This window comes from Hyphomonas neptunium ATCC 15444 (assembly GCF_000013025.1).
Lineage (GTDB): Bacteria > Pseudomonadota > Alphaproteobacteria > Caulobacterales > Hyphomonadaceae > Hyphomonas > Hyphomonas neptunia.
The window spans coordinates 646,581-662,761 of sequence record NC_008358.1; the positions used below are offsets into that span (position 1 = coordinate 646,581).

Genomic DNA, 16,181 nt, shown 5'->3' on the forward strand with positions numbered 1-16,181 from the left:
AAAAGCGTTGTCGCAAAAACCAAGGGCGTCAAGTGGTGGCCGATCAGGCGCTTTGCAAGGCGCGCACGGAGATTTCCTGTGATTTCATGCTGGCGATGGCCTTCACCGCCGCCAGCGACGCGGCAAGCGTTGTGAAGTAAGGAATTTTCCGCGCAACGGCCGTCCGGCGAATGGACCCAGAGTCTGACAGGGACGCGGCGCCCTCTGTTGTGTTGAACACCAGCTGCACGTCGCCATTGATCATCGCATCGACAATATGGGGCTGGCCTTCGAGCACCTTGTTGACCCGTTTGACGGGAATGCCCTTCGATTCGAGGTGTGTGGCCGTGCCGCTGGTCGCCAGAATGGTGAAGCCCTGCTCGACGAGGCCGCGGGCGGCTTCTTCGGCGCCCTTCTTGTCGCTGTCGCGCACGGAGATGAACACCGTGCCTTCAGCCGGCAGGCGGATGCCCCCGCCCAGCTGGCTCTTGAGGAAGGCCATGCCGAAATCATCGTCCCAGCCCATGACTTCGCCGGTCGAGCGCATTTCCGGGCCAAGCTGGGGGTCAACGCCGGGGAAGCGGGCAAACGGGAACACCGCTTCCTTGATCGCAATCCGGCGCGGGCGGGCGTTGGACAGGTCAAAGCTGGAGAGAGCTTCACCGGCCATCACCTTGGCGGCGATGGCGGCAATCGGCGCGCCGACAGCCTTGGCCACGAAGGGCACCGTGCGGCTGGCGCGCGGGTTGGCTTCGAGCACATAGATTTCCTCACCCTTGACCGCGAACTGAATGTTGATCAGCCCCCGGACATTGAGCGCCATGGCGAGCTGGGCGGCCTGTTCGCCCAAGCGCTTCTGCAAGTCCTGGGAGAGGGTGAAGGGCGGCAGGGCGCAGGCGGAGTCGCCCGAATGCACGCCGGCTTCCTCGATATGCTCCATGATGCCGGCCACATGCACGGTCTTGCCGTCGCAGATCGCGTCGACATCCACCTCAATGGCGTCGGAGAGATACCGGTCGATGAAGAGGGAGGCGTCGCCCGAGACGCGCAGCGCCTCGGCGGCGAACTTGCGGAGGTCTTCATCATTGCGCGCGATTTCCATCGCCCGGCCGCCCAGCACGAAGGAGGGTCGCAGCATGACCGGATAGCCGATTTCGTTGGCTTTCACTTCGGCTTCTTCAACGCTGCGCGCAACTCGCGAGGGCGCCTGCTGAATGCCGAGCTTGTCGAGCAGGGCGGCAAACTGTTCGCGGTCCTCTGCCAGGTCGATGGAGGCCGGGCTGGTGCCGAGAATGGGCACCTGTTCTTCAAACAGCGGACCAGCAAGTTTCAGCGGCGTCTGGCCGCCAAACTGCACGATCACGCCGGCCAGCTCGCCGGCCGATTGTTCCACATGGATGATCTCGAGCACATGCTCGATGGTCAGCGGTTCGAAATAGAGGCGGTCAGAGGTATCATAGTCCGTAGACACCGTTTCCGGGTTACAGTTGACCATGATGGATTCGATGCCGAGGTCTTCCATCGCGAAGGCCGCATGGCAGCAGCAATAGTCAAACTCGATGCCCTGGCCGATACGGTTGGGTCCGCCTCCCAGAATAATCGCTTTCTTGCGAGAGGAAGGCCCCGCTTCACACTCCGCGGCCGCCTGGCCGAAGGGCGCGTGTTCGTAAGTCGAATAAAGATAAGGCGTTTTGGCCGCAAATTCGGCCGCGCACGTATCAATGCGCTTATAGACGGGCCGCACGCCAAGTGCATGGCGATGGGCGCGCACGCCGTCTTCGGTGTTGCCGGTCAGCTCTGCCAGGCGCTTGTCGGAGAAGCCCATGGCCTTGATCTCGGTCATGCTGGCCAGGTTGCCCGGCAGGCCATTGGCCAGGATCAGGGCTTCTGTCTTCACGATCTCCTCGATCTGGCGGAGGAACCACGGATCGAAAGATGTGACAGCCTGCACGTCCTCGACACTGAGGCCCATGCGGAACGCCTGGGCGATAACGCGCAGACGGTCGGGCGACTGGATGCCGAGGGCCTGGCGCAGCGCGCTCTCATTTTCAAACGGCAGCTCGTTAAGACCGGAAAGCCCGGTCTCCAGCGAGCAGAGCGCTTTCTGAAGGCTTTCCTGGAAGCTGCGGCCGATGGCCATTGCTTCGCCTACGGACTTCATCGCGGTCGTGAGGATGGGCTCAGCGCCCTTGTATTTCTCAAACGCAAAGCGCGGGATCTTGGTGACGACATAATCAATCGTCGGCTCGAAGGAGGCAGGCGTGACGCCGGTAATGTCATTGTCGAGTTCGTCGAGCGTGTAGCCGACGGCGAGCTTGGCCGCGATCTTGGCAATCGGGAAACCGGTCGCCTTGGAGGCCAGCGCCGAGGAGCGCGATACGCGCGGGTTCATCTCGATGACGATCAGGCGGCCGTCCTTGGGGTTCACGGCGAACTGCACGTTCGAGCCGCCGGTCTCCACGCCAATCTCGCGCAGCACCGCGATCGAGGCGTTGCGCATCACCTGGTATTCCTTGTCCGTCAGCGTCAGGGCCGGGGCCACGGTGATGGAGTCGCCGGTATGCACGCCCATCGGGTCAATGTTCTCGATCGAGCAGATGATGATGCAGTTGTCGGCCGTGTCGCGCACAACCTCCATCTCATACTCTTTCCAGCCGAGCAGGCTCTCATCGATCAGGATCTGCGCGTTGGGCGAGGCGGCAAGGCCCGAGCGGCAGATTTCTTCATATTCCTCGACATTGTAGGCGATGCCCCCGCCTGTACCGCCGAGCGTGAAGGCCGGGCGGATAATGGCGGGCAGGCCGACCGTCTCCAGCGCGTCCATCGCCTGCCGCAGGCCGGTGATGCGGTCATAGGATTTGATCTTGCCGTCTTCTCCGCGGATTTCCGGGGAGGCGATGATCGCCGCGCGCGGATTTTCGAGGCCGAGGCGGTCCATCGCCTCGCGGAAGAGCTTGCGGTCCTCGGCCATCTCGATGGCTTCCGCCTTCGCGCCGATCAGCTCGACGCCGTATTTCTCCAGGATGCCAGCATAGTGCAGATCCAGCGCGCAGTTCAGCGCCGTCTGCCCGCCCATGGTCGGCAGCAGCGCATCCGGGCGCTCGGCGGCGATGATCTTCTCCACCACTTCAGGCAGGATCGGCTCGATATAGGTTGCGTCCGCCAGCTCCGGATCGGTCATGATGGTGGCGGGGTTGGAGTTCACCAGGATCACCCGGTAACCCTCTGCCTTCAGGGCTTTGACGGCCTGAACCCCGGAATAATCAAACTCGCAGGCCTGGCCGATAATGATCGGGCCGGCGCCAATGACAAGGATCGAGGAGATGTCGGTGCGCTTGGGCATGGGTTCGTGGTCTCCTCACAGGCGGTCAAACGGCTGCCCGATAGCAGGGAGTCGGGCGCGGGGGCAAGGCGCAAGGTGCGTGGAACACCCCCGATACAGGGGGAAGCACGCTGCCTTGCGCGGTGCTACGGGCTGTAGCGAAGGAAATCCAGATGAAACGCTCTGCGCGCGTGCCTATTCTGCCCTGTCTTATCGCCGCACTGCCCGTGTGGCTCGCCGCATGCGCGAGCGATCTGGCGCAGGGATACCGCTCCACACCGGACTATCCGGCCTATTCAGCCGCCACCTGCACCAGCGTTACCGCCACCCAGGCGCTGAACGAGGCGGCCGAAAATGATGTCGAGCGGGGCACAGGCATGAACCTCAAGGGCACGGGCCCAAGCGGGGATGACATGTTCGGCGGGCTTCTGATGGCCTTTGTGTTTGCGCTGGCCGAGGAGCGCCCGCCGGGCCTCTCCGACGCCTGCGCCGGGGTCGGCGCCGCCCAGGCGGCCTCTACCCGCCGTGAGGGTTACTGACGCCTGCCATGCAGCCCCAAATCGAGATCTCAGGAGAGACACCCATGCAAACCCCGCCCAACCTGTTCATCCTCTACACGCTGAAACAAGGTGTCAGCCCGCAAGCGTTCGAGGACTGGGTGATCACCACCGACCAGCCCGCGATGCGCAGCCTCGCCCGCGTCCAGTCTTTCCGCACCTACCGGGCCGAACGCCTGCTGATGGGGGAGGGCGCGCCCGGAATTTCATACATCGAAGCCTTCGCCATCCCTGACCTTGAAGGCTTCACCGCCGAGGACATGGCCGGCGAAACGGTCCAGTCCATCATGGGCGCCTTCATGGGCTTTGCCGATGCGCCCCAGTTCATCGTGGTCTCGGAAATAAAATAGCCCCTGTCTGACCTGATCGGGGGGTAGCGGCGGGCGCAAAAAGCCAGCAATGCTGCGTCCCGGTTCCGGAGAGTTTCTGATGCGACATGTCCTGAAGTCCGCCCTGTGTGCCGCCGCGGTGTTCGCGGGCGCCGCCCTTCCGGCGGTTGCCGACGACGCGACCTGCGAGACGGAAAAGCTGCGCGGCGCGCTTGAGGCTGTTCAGTCGGTCATAAAGGATGGCACGACCCTGTCGGTCTACGTTCCGCAGATGGACAGCTACGTAAAGGATTGCCCCAATCAGGCCTGGATCAATGTTCTGGGCGGCGAGCTTGATCTGATGGTCTTCAGGGGCTTGCGCAACGCCAATGGCGGGGTGCCAACCCAGGACGCCGTCAATTATCTCCTCCGCGCCTTTCTCCGCTCGGACGTGTTTTATGCGGGTCCGGACGAGACGCGCAACGGCCGCTACGACGTCGCCACCAGCCACAGCTTCTACAACAGGCTTGAATACAGTGTTGCCTCCAACAGCCGCCGCGCGATCATTGACGAGCTGGCGACGCTGGCACTGGCGGGCACCGTCCACCCCTACCTTTCCGGCAAGGCGCCGCTGGAATGCAAAGGGTGGCTGACCAGCGACGCGCAGAACATCTCCTATGATATTGATGAAGCGGCCGACAAGGTGCTGCTGCCTTTTGTGGAGGCCGCCGCCGAGGCCTGCCGGAGCGCGGCAACGCGTTCAGACAAGTTACCGCTCTCTCTGCTGGCCAAGACCTATATCCGCCTGGTTGACAAAGGCGTGGTGAGTGATCCGGGCGAAGTCGAAAGCATGCTGCTGGCGGCTGAAAAAGACGCCAGGGAGTATCTTGGTAAGGATGAATTTCACACGTTCTATTTTGATGAGAGCGACGTCAACAAGCTGAAGAGCCTTCTACGAAAATATGGCGTCCATACCGGTCCCGGCGAGGCGGTGATTGATCGCGCCTTGTGGTTCACCGCGGAATATATCGGCAGCGAAGCGGCCATACGCTCCATCGTCTATTCGCTGGACGATTACTGGACGCCGCTCGCCGCGGGCGACACCGATGCGTCTAAAGAAGACGTCGCCAAAGCCCGCAACCGTATGACGGCATACGTGCTTGAGCTGAACAAGGAAGGCGCCGCCGCCGGCTTCAAGGATGAGACCAGCGCCATGCTGCGTGAGGCCGTCACCGCTTTTCACAAGCGTGAGATCGTCTCCCCGAAGATGGAGGGCCGCACGGACATGCCCTCCTGGCTCTATGACATCGTGATCCGGATACTGACGCCGGTGCCGACTGCCGCGCCACAGTAATCAGCAGGCAAACCAAAAGCCCGGCATCATCCTGAGATGAGCCGGGCTTTCGTCACTTCCGGGAGGAGGTGAGTTACCAGTTACGCGAGTCGTTGGGGTAACGGTCGCGGGCATCCACAACGCCGTCACCATCGGTGTCGTAATTGTATGGATCGTAATTGTCCGGGCGGTTATCACCGCCGCAATCGCCTGCTTTGTTACAGCCGCGCATCGCGCCTGCTACGCCGCCGACAGCTGCGCCGATTGCAGCCCCGCGTGTTGCGTCGCCATCGCCGACATTGTTGCCGATCGCTGCGCCGGCTGCTGCGCCAAGGGCTGCGCCGCCAACAGCGTTACGTTCTGCAGTGCCCGACGATGTGCAGGCGGCCATTGCAAGCGCGCTGGCACCAATCGCGGCAAATTTGAGATATCCAATCATGGGTCGTTCCTTTCCTGTCCGATGGGAAGGAAACGTGCCGGCGCGGGGTTGGTTCCGGCAAATTTTTCGTAAGGTTCAGCTCCAGCGCTTGGAGGTGCGCTGGCTGATCAGGTCCACTTCGCCTTTTTCGGCGCCATTATAGCCGGTCACGGCGTCGGCGACGAAGGGGTTGTCCTGGCGTTCCTGCCCGAAAGTGGAGAGGGGGCCGTGGCCGGGCACAAAGCGCATGTCATCGCCCAGCGGCCAGAGTTTCTGGGTGATGGAATCGATCAGCTGCTGATGATTGCCGCGCGGGAAATCCGTGCGCCCGACCGAGCCACGGAACAGAACATCGCCGACAAAGGCCAGCGCGCCTTCGGGATGATAGATCACCACATGGCCCGGCGTATGGCCGGGGCAGTGGGCCACGCCGAACTTGTTGCCGGCCAGCTCCAGCACATCGCCATCATCCAGATACCGGTCCGGTGTCACATTCTTCCCGTCGCGGATGCCATACCTGGCGCCGCTGGCTTCCACTTCGTCCAGCAGCCACTGGTCGTCCTTGTGGGGTCCGATGATCGGGCAGCCGGTGCGATCCTTCACCGCCATGGCGGCGCCCACATGGTCCAGGTGGCCATGCGTCAGCCAGACGGCGACGATCTTCACGCCGAAATGATCGGCCGCCTGCATCAGCTTGTCGATCTCCCCGCCGGGGTCCACGAACACGCCTTCCATGGTCTGGGTAGACCATATCATCGACGTATTCTGTTGCAGCGGGGTCACCGGAATGATCCGGATCTCGAGTTTCGGGGCGGGGGTCTGCTCGGTCATGTGGGAAACATAGCGATCCCGGCCTTTGGCGCAATGCGGCGTGTCCTGTCTTTTCGCTCGCCAGACGCTGGGTTAACTGGTTTGTTAGCCACCTTTTCAGGAGCGCAAACGATGCAGCCACCCCAGCAACCGATCCGCGCCAATGGCCTCGGCGATCTTGTCGGCGGGCGCGGCGGCATCATTCTGATCGCCCTGATCGGCCTGTTCATCTACTGGCAGTCAAACCAGAAAGAGGTGCCCTTCGCGCCCGGCAAGAAGCAGTTCAACACCCTGTCGGTCGCGCAGGAGATCAAGCTGGGCGAGGAATCCTATCTTCAGATCCTTCAGCAGGAGCAGGGGCAGGGCAACACGGTTCTCTGCGCCGATGAGGCGAGCTGTCAGGGAGACGCCCGTGTGCTGACGGAAAAGGTGCGCGCCATCGGCACGCGCCTGCAACGCGCGGCGCTGGAGCTGGAAAACGATTACCGCACCGAGGGCTATGACATGCCCGGCGTGGTGGAGCAGTTCGACTGGACCTATTATGTCGTCGACTCGCCCACGCCCAACGCCTTCTGCCTGCCGGGCGGCTATGTGGCAGTCTATACCGGCATCCTCGATATCACTGGCAACTATGACGGCCTCGTCACGCTCGATGATGTTGCCGACGAGAACAAGCTTGCCGTCGTCATGGGTCATGAAATCGGCCACGCCCTCGCCCATCACGGCGCCGCGCGGATGAGCACCCAGCAGATGATGCAGATCGGCCAGGTCGCGCTCGCCGTGGGGGTAGGGGATATGGACGCCGGCCAGCGGCTGGCGGTGCTTCAGGCGTTTGGTGTTGCCGCCCAGGGCGGCTTCCTAGCCTTCTCGCGCGATCATGAAACACAGGCTGACAAGATCGGCCTCGATCTGCTCGTGCGCGCCTGTTACGATCCCCGCCAGGCGCCCGAACTCTGGGAGCGGATGGGCGAGATTGGCGAAGGCCAGCGCCCCCCCGAATGGATGAGCACCCACCCGGCCTCTGAAACCCGCGCTGAAAACTTCCGCAAATGGATGCCGGACGCCATCGCGGAATATGAGCGCCGCTGTGGCGCGCTCGATTAAAAACGGCCCCCGCAGCAAAGCGAGGGCCGCAAAGGGCCATTCCCCAACGTGGAAAAGCGCGACCTTGGGAGCTGCGCCTTTCGCCCTTTGAATCTGAGTAGCTAGGTCAACCTGAACTTCAGGCAACACTGCCGGCGCAAGGCGATCAGAGGGGTGCGGAAAAGCGCGCGCCTGAACTCAGCGCAAAAAAAAAGCCGCGAAGCCTCCTCCTCCCGAAGCGCTTCGCGGCTGTCCAATGCAGTCCGTGCCGTCCACCGGCGTCACCCAGCCTGCAGTGTTCAAGTGAGCAGCGTAGGTCTTTTGAAAGACCCGCAACCAAAAAAGGTTACCCTTTTTACATACCACTGGTATGATCGTGCGCAAGAGGTGTGGGGATGCCGAAACGCACAAAAGAGCAGGCCGCTGAAACGCGCGAGTCTTTACTCAGCGCCGCTAGAGAATCTTTTGCAAATCAAGGGTTTGCTGCCACAAGCGTGGCGACAGTAGCCGCTGCAGCGGGCACAACCAAGGGCGCACTGTTTCATTATTTTAGCAGTAAGGAGGCCCTGTTCCTCGAAGTTTGGACGGCCCTTCAGCTGGAAATGGACGCCGCGGCCCGAGAGGCAGCAAAGGCGGCCCGGTCGGGAACGGACCCCTATGCGGCCTTCCTCGCGGGCTGCCGGGTCTATCTCGAATGGGCCACCCGGCCCGATTACCAGACCATTGTCCTTGTCGACGGCCCCTCGGTCCTTGGCATGGCCCGCTGGCATGAACTCGACTTCCAGCTCGGCATGAACAACATGACCCAGGGCGCCGCCTATCTCGCCCGCCAGGGCCTGCTGGCCGAAGACCGTGTCCGACCCGCCGCCGTCCTCCTTCAGGCGGCGCTCAATGGCGCGGGCTTTGCCCTCTCCTCCAGCTACCGCGATGTGACCGTCAACGAGCTGTTCACCACCTTCGAGCAGATCCTGCGCGGCCTGCGTTAAATGGCATAGACTTCGCGCAACGATCCCAGTGCGCGGGGTTTATTATGCGGCGGAAAGCCGATACGGGTCACCGCGAAAGAAACGGAAGGCCCTCTCCTCATGTCTCATTTCTCGCCCCTCTCCACGCTCCCGCCGGATGCGCTCCTCGGGCTCATGACGGCATACCGCGCCGATGAGCGCAGTGAAAAATTCGATCTCGGCGTCGGTGTCTACAAGGACGAGAATGGCGAAACCCCGATCCTCTCGGCGGTGCGCAAGGCCGAGGCCAAGATGCTCGCGGCGCAGACCACGAAGGTCTACGAAGGCCCGCGCGGCAATACCGATTTCTGCGCCCATATCGAAAAGTTCGTGTTCGGCAAGGACCATCCGGCGCTGGCCGAAAACCGCGTCCTCTCCTTCACGTCTCCGGGTGGCTGCGGCGCGCTCTTTCTCGGCGTCGGCCTGATGCGCCGCATGGGCACGCGCCGCGTCTGGGTCTCGCGGCCCACTTGGCCAAACCACCCCAACGTCGTCAAATCCCTGGGCCTGGACGTGAAGGAATACACCTATTCGCGTGACGGCGCCTTCTACCGTCTCGGCGCGCTGGCTGACCTCTCGACCGCAGAGCGTGGCGATGGCATCATCATCCAGGGCCCCTGCCACAACCCCACCGGAATCGATCCGTCAACGGAAGACTGGCGCGAGCTTGGAAAGCTCTGCAAGGATAAGGGCATCATCGCGCTGCTCGATGTCGCCTATCACGGCTTCGCCTCGGGCCTTGACCGGGACATGGACGGCGTGCGCGCCTTCATTGATGAGGCGGGCGAGGCACTGATCTCCTATTCCTGCTCGAAGAACTTTGGTCTCTACCGGGAACGCACGGGCTGCTTCCTCGCCGTTGGCGCAGAAGCAGAAGGCATCGCGGCGGCCACCACGCATGTGGCCGATATGGGCCGCGCGACCTGGTCTATGCCGCCGTCGCATGGCGCAGGCATCGTCGCCACCATTCTGGACGATCCGGACCTGCGCGCCGAATGGGAGACGGAGCTTTCCGCCATGCGCACACGGATGATCGGTCTGCGCGAAGCGCTCTCTGACGCCCTCGTCAGCCATTCGGGATCAAACCTGCTGGCGGCCCTCAAGACGCAGAACGGCATGTTCTCCCAACTGCCGATCTCGGCCGAAGACACCGCCAAGGCCCGCGAAGCAGACGGCATCTACATGCCGTCTTCCGGCCGCATCAATATCGCCGGGCTTCACCCAAGTGACATTCCGCGCCTCGCGGAAATCCTGGCGGGCTATCTGGTCTAGACACCCCATTCATCCCCGCCTTCGCGGGGATGAACGGAAATTTCAGACTTACACGCCCTCAACAAAAATAACCCGGTAATCTGCCGCCTGATAGCGGTGCGCGCGGGCCTCTTTATAGGCCGGGCTGTCATACCAGGCTTTGGCCTCGGGCATTGAAGGGAAGGAGAGGATCACCACGCCATCGGCGTCGGCCCCTTCGGTCACTTCATGCTTGCCGTAAAAGGCCAGCGGCGTGATCTGGTGGTCGCCGCGTGCATCGCCTGCCGCTTTGGCATAGCGGGCCATCGCCTCTTCATCGCGCAGTTTTTCGCGGATCAGGATAATGTAGGCTGCCATCTGGTATCTCCCCGTGTTTGTGACGGGGCACCTTCAGCGGGCCGGGCCGATCTTGTAAATCCCTGCCGTTGGGGCGCTCAGACGGTAAGGCCCTTCGGCGCCAGCGCTTCAAGGTCGCCCAGCATTTCCGGCGGCGCGGGAATAGCCTTACGCGCGTCGAGATCCAGCGTGATGGCGACGGCTTCACAGGTGGCCCATGCCATGCCCGTTTCCGGGTTCATCACCCAATGGACCAGCGAGTGCGTCTTGCCCTCAACTTTGCCGAGCGATGTGTGCACGGTGTAGAGATCGCTGGCGCGCGGCAGGCGGTGATAGCGCAGGCGGTATTCCAGAACGGCCGCGCCCATGCGCTTGCCCCCGGCAGTCTCCGCTACCTTCTGGCGCCATTCATAAAGCAGGTTGGGCACCGAGTCCGAAATGCGCCCGATAAACCAGGAGGGCTCCATCCATCCGTGTGCGCCGCAATGGCCGGGCGGAACAGCGCCCATGCCGATCTGGCGCACGCCCGCCGCGTTCACCTTCTCCATCGTGATTTCAGAATAGGGCAGGCCCGGCGCATCGGGATCGAAACTGCGCGGCAGGGCTTCTTCCGGTGTCGTGCCGATCAGGCCCTCCATCTTCTGGCGGGTCTTGGCCGTCCAGGGGAAGGGCTCGCCTTCGGCAGTGTCGATATGGGCAATCCGCGTGCGGAAGGCCGCTGCGAGGCGGCCGTCGCCATGGCGCAGTTCCTGATAGATCACCGCGTCATGTTCGCCGATTTCCAGCACGCAGCCCTGCATGGCCAGCGGCCGGCCGGGCAGCACTTCGCGCACAAAGCGGATATGCTGGTCCACGGGCACAAGCGTCGATGGCCCACTCGGACGGAAGGCTTCGGGCAGGCCAAGATGGCTCGCCAGCGCGATCATGCCTTCCAGCTGTTTCTCGACATAGACGCGCACATTCATGTGCCCCATCTCATCGCAGTCCCACTGGTTACAGCTACCCTGCCAGAGTGGGATCATGCGTTACATCTCCTGCAGCGCCCGCGCACTTCGATCACGGCGCGGGTCATCTGGAAGCCTGCGGCTTCTGTTTCCTGTCTGAGCGCCTGGCTGGTGGCCACGGCATGAAGTTCTTCGGCGTTCTGGCAGATCTCGCAGATCAGGAAAACCGCCGAATGATTGTGGCTTGTATGCCCGCACGCCACATAGGCGTTGAGGCTTTCGATCTTGTGGACGAGGCCGGTCTCCTGAAGGAAATCCAGCGCGCGATAAATCGTCGGCGGCTTGGCCGCGCCTTCCCCGTCCAGATTGGCCAGAAGGTCATAGGCTTTGGCCGGGCCGTCATTTTCCAGCAGCAGGCGCAGCACCTTGCGGCGGATGCGCGTCATCCGCTGGCCCTTGCGAACCACCAGAGCTTCGGCCTCTGCAAGGAAGGCGTCCGCGTCCTGCGGGGCGCAGGGCGTGTTGGCAGAACCATGATCGTGGGCGTGTGAATGGGCCATTCCCCTAATGTCTGGTGTTTTGAGACGAATGTGAAGGGGGATCACCGCAAGAGGCACTGGACGGTGTCTGCAAATCACCTGAGATTCAGCGCTGTGCCGCAGTAATCGTAGCGTGGAGGATTGGCCGGGATGCAATTGTCGGAGCGGGAAGGGCTTGAGCTCTGGCGGAAATCGGTCACGGCCTCGGTGCGTTCGGATGCGCCAGACCTCACCGCGCGCCAGCAGGCAGTCCTCATGACCATCGCGCTGACCCCCGGCCCGCACACCGTGCGGGGCCTTGCCGAACATCTGGGCATCGCCAAGCCGGCTGTCACCCGTGCGCTCGATGCTCTGGAACGTCTCGATTTCATTCGCCGCCTGCCCGACGACACAGACCTGCGCTCGATCTTCGTTGAACGCACGCCGGAAGGCATGAGCTACCTGCGCGCCTTCGCCCGGCTTGTGCTGGCGGCCGCTTCCGGTGAAGAAACGGGCTCGGGCAAGCCGCCGCGCCGCAACTCTGCGGTCGCCTGAGGCGGGCTGCCCGTTAGGGAGGCCCTCTGCCATGCCGGAATTCAATGATCCGCGCCTTGCCCGCCCAGAGGGCGCTGGCACGGCGTTTCAGGTCAGCGCTGGCGCCACCGCGATCCGGGAGATCCCTGCACCCGACGGCCGCGCCGTAACCTTTGCCCTGCATGGGGAAGTGGTCGATGTGTTCCGGGAGGAGGGGGAGTTCGGCCTCGTCCAGTGCCGGCGAGACCGGTATACCGGCTGGGCGCTCATGGAGGCGCTCTCGGCCCCGGTCATGGCGCCGACGCACAAGGTGTCAGCCCTGCGCACCTATGCCTTCTCGGAGCCCGACATCAAATCCGCCCCGCATTTCATGCTCAGTCTGGGCGCGCGGGTCGTGGCCACCGGCCGGAAGGAAGGCGCCCTGATCGAATGCGTGCGGGCGGGGTGGGTTCCGCAAGGCCACCTGGCGCCGCTCGATCAGTTCGAACCAGACCCCGCAGGCGTCGCCCTGCGCTTCCTGGAGGCCCCTTACCTGTGGGGCGGGCGGGAGAGCCTGGGGCTGGACTGTACCGGCCTCACCCAGCAGGCATTTGAAGCCTGCGGTGTCCTCCTGCCGCGCGATTCTGACATGCAGCTTGCCTGGGCTGGCACGGAAGTGTCCGGTTTTGTCCAGGTTTGTCCTGAAAGTGTCAGCCTGTGTCGCGGTGATCTCGTCTTCTGGCGCGATCATGTCGGCATCCTGACTGCGCCTGACACGCTCCTTCACGCCAACGCCTACCATATGAAGGTCGCGCAGGAGCCTCTGGCCGAAGCCATTGAAAGAATTGAGAAATCTACCGGTCCCGTCCTGTCTGTGCGCCGCATCGACCTCGCCGCAGACCGCGCAAAAATCCCGGACTGGCTCAGCGCCTGAATTCCAGAACCCTGTTTTTCCAAAGAAAAACCCCGGCCAGGGCCGGGGTTTAAATTCTGATCGAAATTTTGAACCCCGACTTACTCGGCAGGGGCTTCTTCAGCGGGCGCTTCGGTAGGCGCCTCCTCGGTGGCGGGGGCTTCCTCTGCCGGAGCAGCGCCCTCTTCAGCCGCCGCCGGGGCCGCTTCGCCTTCGGCTGGAACTGCAGCGCCGTCAGCAGGTGCCGCCTCGCCTTCAACCGCTTCACCTTCAGCTGGAACAGCCTCGTCACCGGCCTCTTCAGCAGCTGGCAGCGGCTCCGGGAATGCCGGTGCGTTCTCGGTATTGGCCGCCAGATAAGCGATCACCGCCGCCCGGTCCGTATCGCGGCGAATACCCGCAAACGACATCGACGTACCCCGAACATAAGCGCTCGGATTGTTGATCCACTCATTCAGGTTCTCGTAGGTCCAGCTGCCTTCTGCGTTGGAAAGCGCGCCGGAATAAGCAAATCCGGCGATATGGGCTTTGTCGGCGCCCACAGTGTTGTGCAGGTTCGGGCCGGTGCCGTTTGCGCCGCCAGCATTGATGGTGTGGCAGGTCGAGCACTGGCTCGCGAACAGGCGTTCACCGCGGGTCAGGTCCGCGCTGGCAAGGGCAGCGCCAAGGTCAAACACCTCTTCTGCTGCATCCGCGCCTGCGCCCGCCGCTTCAGCGACTTCAACGCAATAGTGGAACTGCTGGCACATCTTTTCCGAAAGCGTTGTGGCCTCGGCTTCCTCGCCGTGATGGCCTGCGCCGCTGGCGAACACCACGTTCGGAAGCTGCATGAGGAACATGATGCCGAGCGCGCTTGCGAGCACCGCTCCGATGATCTTGTTGAGACCGAGCTCTCCCATGGGGCATTCCTTCGAATCTATGGCGTTATTCTGTCTTGGCGGGCGCCTTTTGGCACGCTAACCGGGTGCGCACAATATAAAGGGTGCCTCTCCAGGGCGCTTCCCCCCGTACTCGCGGCGATCAGACGCATGCCGGGGCCATTCAATACAGGGATTTTCGGAATGACCAGCAAAATAGCCTATCAGGGCGAACCCGGCGCGAACTCGCATATTGCCTGCGGCGAAGCGTTTCCGGGCTTTGAGCCGATGGCATGCCGGACGTTCGAGGATTGCTTCATCGCCGTGGAGCGGGGCGAGGCCGAGCTTGCCATGATCCCGGTCGAAAATACCATCGCCGGCCGGGTGGGCGACATTCACTATCTGCTGCCCACCACTCAGTTGCACATCACCGGCGAATACTACCTGCCGATCCGGTTTCAGCTGATGGCGCTGCCGGGCACCAGGCTAGAGGATGTCAAAAAGGCGCGTTCCCACATCATGGGTCTTGGCCAGTGCCGTAACTTCCTGCGCAAGCATGCCATTGACCCGATCACTGCGGCGGACACAGCGGGCGCGGCAAGGGAGGTCTCCGAACTGAACGACCCAAGCGTTGCGGCCATTGCCCCGCGCCTTGCCGCAGAAGTCTACGGTCTGGAAATCCTCGCCGAGAATATCGAGGACGCCGCCCATAACACGACCCGCTTCGTCATCATGTCGCGCGAGCCCGCCGAGATCGATGCGGGCGACGGCCCTGCCAAGACGGCGTTCATCTTTGAGGTCCGCAACATCCCCGCTGCGCTCTACAAGGGCCTTGGCGGATTTGCCACCAACGGCGTCAACATGACCAAGCTGGAAAGCTATCTGGTGGGCGGCTCTTTCGAAGCGACGCAATTCTATGCCGAAATCGAAGGCCACCCTGATGAGCGCCCGGTCCAGCTTGCGCTTGAGGAGTTGGGCTTCTTCTCGCAGTCGCTGAAAATCCTTGGCGTCTTTCCCAAAGCGATCAACGCGCGGCTGTAGCGGCCTCCAGCCGGGCCATTGAACAGGCGTGGGCAATGGCTGGCTCGATATGTTCGACAAACAGCCGTGCCTTGCCGCGCAGCTTGCCTGAGGTCCAGACCGCATGGATCGACAGGGAAGGGCCTTGCCATTCGGGCAGCACACGGACCAGGCGCTGATCGCCGAAGCATTCCGATGCCAGCCAGGCCGGGGCCAGCAGGATGCCGAGCCCGCCAGCTGCTGCCTCGAGCAGCGTTTCACCTGATGAAGCGCGGAACGGCCCATCAACCCGCGCTTCGAAATGTTCATTCCCGCGGCTGAGGTCCCAGACGGTCTGGCGGTTGTGCCGGAAGACCACGGCATTGTGGTTGCCGACCTCCTCGACGGTCTGCGGCGCGCCGTGGCGCGCGATATATTCCGGGGACGCCCAGAGCACCTGAGGTGCTTCGCCGAGCTTCTTGGCCATGAGCCGAGAGTCGCGCAGTTCGCCGAGCCGGAAAGCAATATCAATGCCTTCCGAAACAAGGTCCGTAAGCGAATCGTCGGACACCAGGTCAAACCGGATGCTGGAATAGGCGGCAAGAAAGCCAGGTACAGCCGGTGCCACGACGCGCCGGGCAAAGGAATGCGAGCAGGAAATCCGCAACAGCCCGACAGGGGAGTGTTCCAGGCCGCGCGCTTCGGCTTCGGCTTCATCAAACTCGGTAAGAATGTCGACTGCGCGGCGATAGAAGCGCTCGCCCGCTTCGGTCAGGCTCAGCGCGCGGGTCGTCCGCTGGAAGAGGGTTGTGCCAAGGCTTGCTTCCAGATCCTGTATCCGGCGCGACACGGTGGGTTGGCCAAGTTCAAGATCGGCCGCAGCGCGCGAAAAGCTGCCCGCATCGGCGACGCGCACGAACAACTGCATGGCTTCAATTCTATCCAAGCCCGTCCTCCGGAAACTGATGGGCCGCGATCACGCGGGCGTGTAGGTTGCTCACGACTACTTGCTTTGCCGGCAAAACCCAAGCGGTGG

The 16,181-nt window shown here is 62.8% G+C and carries 17 protein-coding genes; 9 read left to right on the forward strand and 8 right to left on the reverse strand.

Features of this window, described 5'->3' with window-relative positions:
• Positions 1-43: 43 nt before the first annotated feature.
• Complete coding sequence (gene carB, locus HNE_RS03215) at positions 44-3,322, reverse strand: carbamoyl-phosphate synthase large subunit (protein ID WP_011645673.1); 3,279 nt, start codon at positions 3,320-3,322, stop codon at positions 44-46.
• A 152-nt stretch (positions 3,323-3,474) separates the two neighbouring features.
• Here carB and HNE_RS03220 point away from each other — a divergent pair, with 152 nt between their 5' ends.
• From HNE_RS03220 to HNE_RS03230, 3 genes are all read left to right on the forward strand, one after another.
• Positions 3,475-3,840, forward strand: coding sequence for a hypothetical protein (locus HNE_RS03220; RefSeq protein ID WP_035590143.1), 366 nt, complete (start codon positions 3,475-3,477; stop codon positions 3,838-3,840).
• A 44-nt stretch (positions 3,841-3,884) separates the two neighbouring features.
• Positions 3,885-4,208 (forward strand): hypothetical protein, encoded by a 324-nt coding sequence (locus HNE_RS03225; RefSeq protein WP_011645675.1) that lies wholly within the window; start codon positions 3,885-3,887, stop codon positions 4,206-4,208.
• 79 nt (positions 4,209-4,287) lie between these two features.
• The gene (locus HNE_RS03230) at positions 4,288-5,520 is read left to right on the forward strand and encodes a hypothetical protein (RefSeq protein ID WP_011645676.1); all 1,233 of its coding nucleotides are present in this window, start codon (positions 4,288-4,290) and stop codon (positions 5,518-5,520) included.
• 73 nt (positions 5,521-5,593) lie between these two features.
• On the opposite strand, the gene HNE_RS03235 is transcribed toward HNE_RS03230, so the two are convergent.
• On the reverse strand, positions 5,594-5,938 hold the full coding sequence (locus HNE_RS03235; RefSeq protein WP_011645677.1) for a YMGG-like glycine zipper-containing protein: 345 nt from the start codon (positions 5,936-5,938) through the stop codon (positions 5,594-5,596).
• Positions 5,939-6,013: 75 nt separating this feature from the next.
• Entirely contained in the window at positions 6,014-6,748 is a 735-nt protein-coding gene (locus tag HNE_RS03240) for an MBL fold metallo-hydrolase (protein WP_011645678.1), read from the reverse strand.
• Between the two features lie 111 nt (positions 6,749-6,859).
• On the opposite strand from HNE_RS03240, the gene HNE_RS03245 reads away from it, so the two are divergent.
• From HNE_RS03245 to HNE_RS03255, 3 genes are all read left to right on the forward strand, one after another.
• Positions 6,860-7,831, forward strand: a complete 972-nt coding sequence (locus tag HNE_RS03245; protein ID WP_011645679.1) for a M48 family metallopeptidase — start codon at positions 6,860-6,862, stop codon at positions 7,829-7,831.
• Between the two features lie 374 nt (positions 7,832-8,205).
• A complete protein-coding gene (locus tag HNE_RS03250; protein WP_011645680.1) occupies positions 8,206-8,796 on the forward strand; it encodes a TetR/AcrR family transcriptional regulator in 591 nt (196 codons plus the stop codon).
• Between the two features lie 99 nt (positions 8,797-8,895).
• Entirely contained in the window at positions 8,896-10,086 is a 1,191-nt protein-coding gene (locus tag HNE_RS03255) for an amino acid aminotransferase (RefSeq protein WP_011645681.1), read from the forward strand.
• Between the two features lie 48 nt (positions 10,087-10,134).
• Here HNE_RS03255 and HNE_RS03260 read toward each other — a convergent pair whose 3' ends face one another.
• The 3 genes from HNE_RS03260 to HNE_RS03270 form a co-directional block, all read right to left on the reverse strand.
• Positions 10,135-10,422, reverse strand: a complete 288-nt coding sequence (locus tag HNE_RS03260) for a DUF1330 domain-containing protein (protein WP_011645682.1) — start codon at positions 10,420-10,422, stop codon at positions 10,135-10,137.
• A 77-nt stretch (positions 10,423-10,499) separates the two neighbouring features.
• Positions 10,500-11,423 carry a thioesterase family protein gene (locus tag HNE_RS03265; RefSeq protein WP_011645683.1) on the reverse strand — a complete coding sequence of 308 codons (924 nt, stop codon included), beginning with the start codon at positions 11,421-11,423 and terminating at the stop codon, positions 10,500-10,502.
• Positions 11,420-11,905 carry a transcriptional repressor gene (locus HNE_RS03270; RefSeq protein WP_035590141.1) on the reverse strand — a complete coding sequence of 162 codons (486 nt, stop codon included), beginning with the start codon at positions 11,903-11,905 and terminating at the stop codon, positions 11,420-11,422. Before HNE_RS03270 ends, HNE_RS03265 begins: the two co-directional genes overlap by 4 nt.
• Positions 11,906-12,034: 129 nt before the next feature.
• Between HNE_RS03270 and HNE_RS03275 the strand changes: the two genes are divergently transcribed.
• The gene (locus HNE_RS03275; RefSeq protein ID WP_011645685.1) at positions 12,035-12,418 is read left to right on the forward strand and encodes a MarR family transcriptional regulator; all 384 of its coding nucleotides are present in this window, start codon (positions 12,035-12,037) and stop codon (positions 12,416-12,418) included.
• 31 nt (positions 12,419-12,449) lie between these two features.
• Positions 12,450-13,310: an NlpC/P60 family protein gene (locus HNE_RS03280; RefSeq protein WP_011645686.1), complete on the forward strand. Its 861-nt coding sequence runs from the start codon at positions 12,450-12,452 to the stop codon at positions 13,308-13,310.
• 80 nt (positions 13,311-13,390) lie between these two features.
• Here the strand turns inward: HNE_RS03280 and HNE_RS03285 are convergent, their stop codons facing one another.
• On the reverse strand, positions 13,391-14,188 hold the full coding sequence (locus tag HNE_RS03285) for a c-type cytochrome (protein WP_011645687.1): 798 nt from the start codon (positions 14,186-14,188) through the stop codon (positions 13,391-13,393).
• Positions 14,189-14,350: 162 nt separating this feature from the next.
• Between HNE_RS03285 and HNE_RS03290 the strand changes: the two genes are divergently transcribed.
• Complete coding sequence (locus HNE_RS03290; protein ID WP_011645688.1) at positions 14,351-15,187, forward strand: prephenate dehydratase; 837 nt, start codon at positions 14,351-14,353, stop codon at positions 15,185-15,187.
• Here the strand turns inward: HNE_RS03290 and HNE_RS03295 are convergent.
• On the reverse strand, positions 15,171-16,073 hold the full coding sequence (locus HNE_RS03295) for a LysR family transcriptional regulator (protein WP_233351988.1): 903 nt from the start codon (positions 16,071-16,073) through the stop codon (positions 15,171-15,173). The genes HNE_RS03290 and HNE_RS03295 overlap by 17 nt on opposite strands.
• Positions 16,074-16,181 lie beyond the last annotated feature (108 nt).

Coding starts and splice junctions, on each gene's coding strand:
- HNE_RS03295 (WP_233351988.1), bottom strand. CDS start 16,073: ATGCAGTTGTTCGTGCGCGTCGCCGATGCGGGCAGCTTTTCGCGCGCT.
- HNE_RS03255 (WP_011645681.1), top strand. CDS start 8,896: ATGTCTCATTTCTCGCCCCTCTCCACGCTCCCGCCGGATGCGCTCCTC.
- HNE_RS03240 (WP_011645678.1), bottom strand. CDS start 6,748: ATGACCGAGCAGACCCCCGCCCCGAAACTCGAGATCCGGATCATTCCG.
- HNE_RS03280 (WP_011645686.1), top strand. CDS start 12,450: ATGCCGGAATTCAATGATCCGCGCCTTGCCCGCCCAGAGGGCGCTGGC.
- HNE_RS03290 (WP_011645688.1), top strand. CDS start 14,351: ATGACCAGCAAAATAGCCTATCAGGGCGAACCCGGCGCGAACTCGCAT.
- carB (WP_011645673.1), bottom strand. CDS start 3,322: ATGCCCAAGCGCACCGACATCTCCTCGATCCTTGTCATTGGCGCCGGC.
- HNE_RS03270 (WP_035590141.1), bottom strand. CDS start 11,905: ATGGCCCATTCACACGCCCACGATCATGGTTCTGCCAACACGCCCTGC.
- HNE_RS03235 (WP_011645677.1), bottom strand. CDS start 5,938: ATGATTGGATATCTCAAATTTGCCGCGATTGGTGCCAGCGCGCTTGCA.
- HNE_RS03245 (WP_011645679.1), top strand. CDS start 6,860: ATGCAGCCACCCCAGCAACCGATCCGCGCCAATGGCCTCGGCGATCTT.
- HNE_RS03275 (WP_011645685.1), top strand. CDS start 12,035: ATGCAATTGTCGGAGCGGGAAGGGCTTGAGCTCTGGCGGAAATCGGTC.
- HNE_RS03260 (WP_011645682.1), bottom strand. CDS start 10,422: ATGGCAGCCTACATTATCCTGATCCGCGAAAAACTGCGCGATGAAGAG.
- HNE_RS03250 (WP_011645680.1), top strand. CDS start 8,206: ATGCCGAAACGCACAAAAGAGCAGGCCGCTGAAACGCGCGAGTCTTTA.
- HNE_RS03285 (WP_011645687.1), bottom strand. CDS start 14,188: ATGGGAGAGCTCGGTCTCAACAAGATCATCGGAGCGGTGCTCGCAAGC.
- HNE_RS03265 (WP_011645683.1), bottom strand. CDS start 11,423: ATGATCCCACTCTGGCAGGGTAGCTGTAACCAGTGGGACTGCGATGAG.
- HNE_RS03230 (WP_011645676.1), top strand. CDS start 4,288: ATGCGACATGTCCTGAAGTCCGCCCTGTGTGCCGCCGCGGTGTTCGCG.
- HNE_RS03220 (WP_035590143.1), top strand. CDS start 3,475: ATGAAACGCTCTGCGCGCGTGCCTATTCTGCCCTGTCTTATCGCCGCA.
- HNE_RS03225 (WP_011645675.1), top strand. CDS start 3,885: ATGCAAACCCCGCCCAACCTGTTCATCCTCTACACGCTGAAACAAGGT.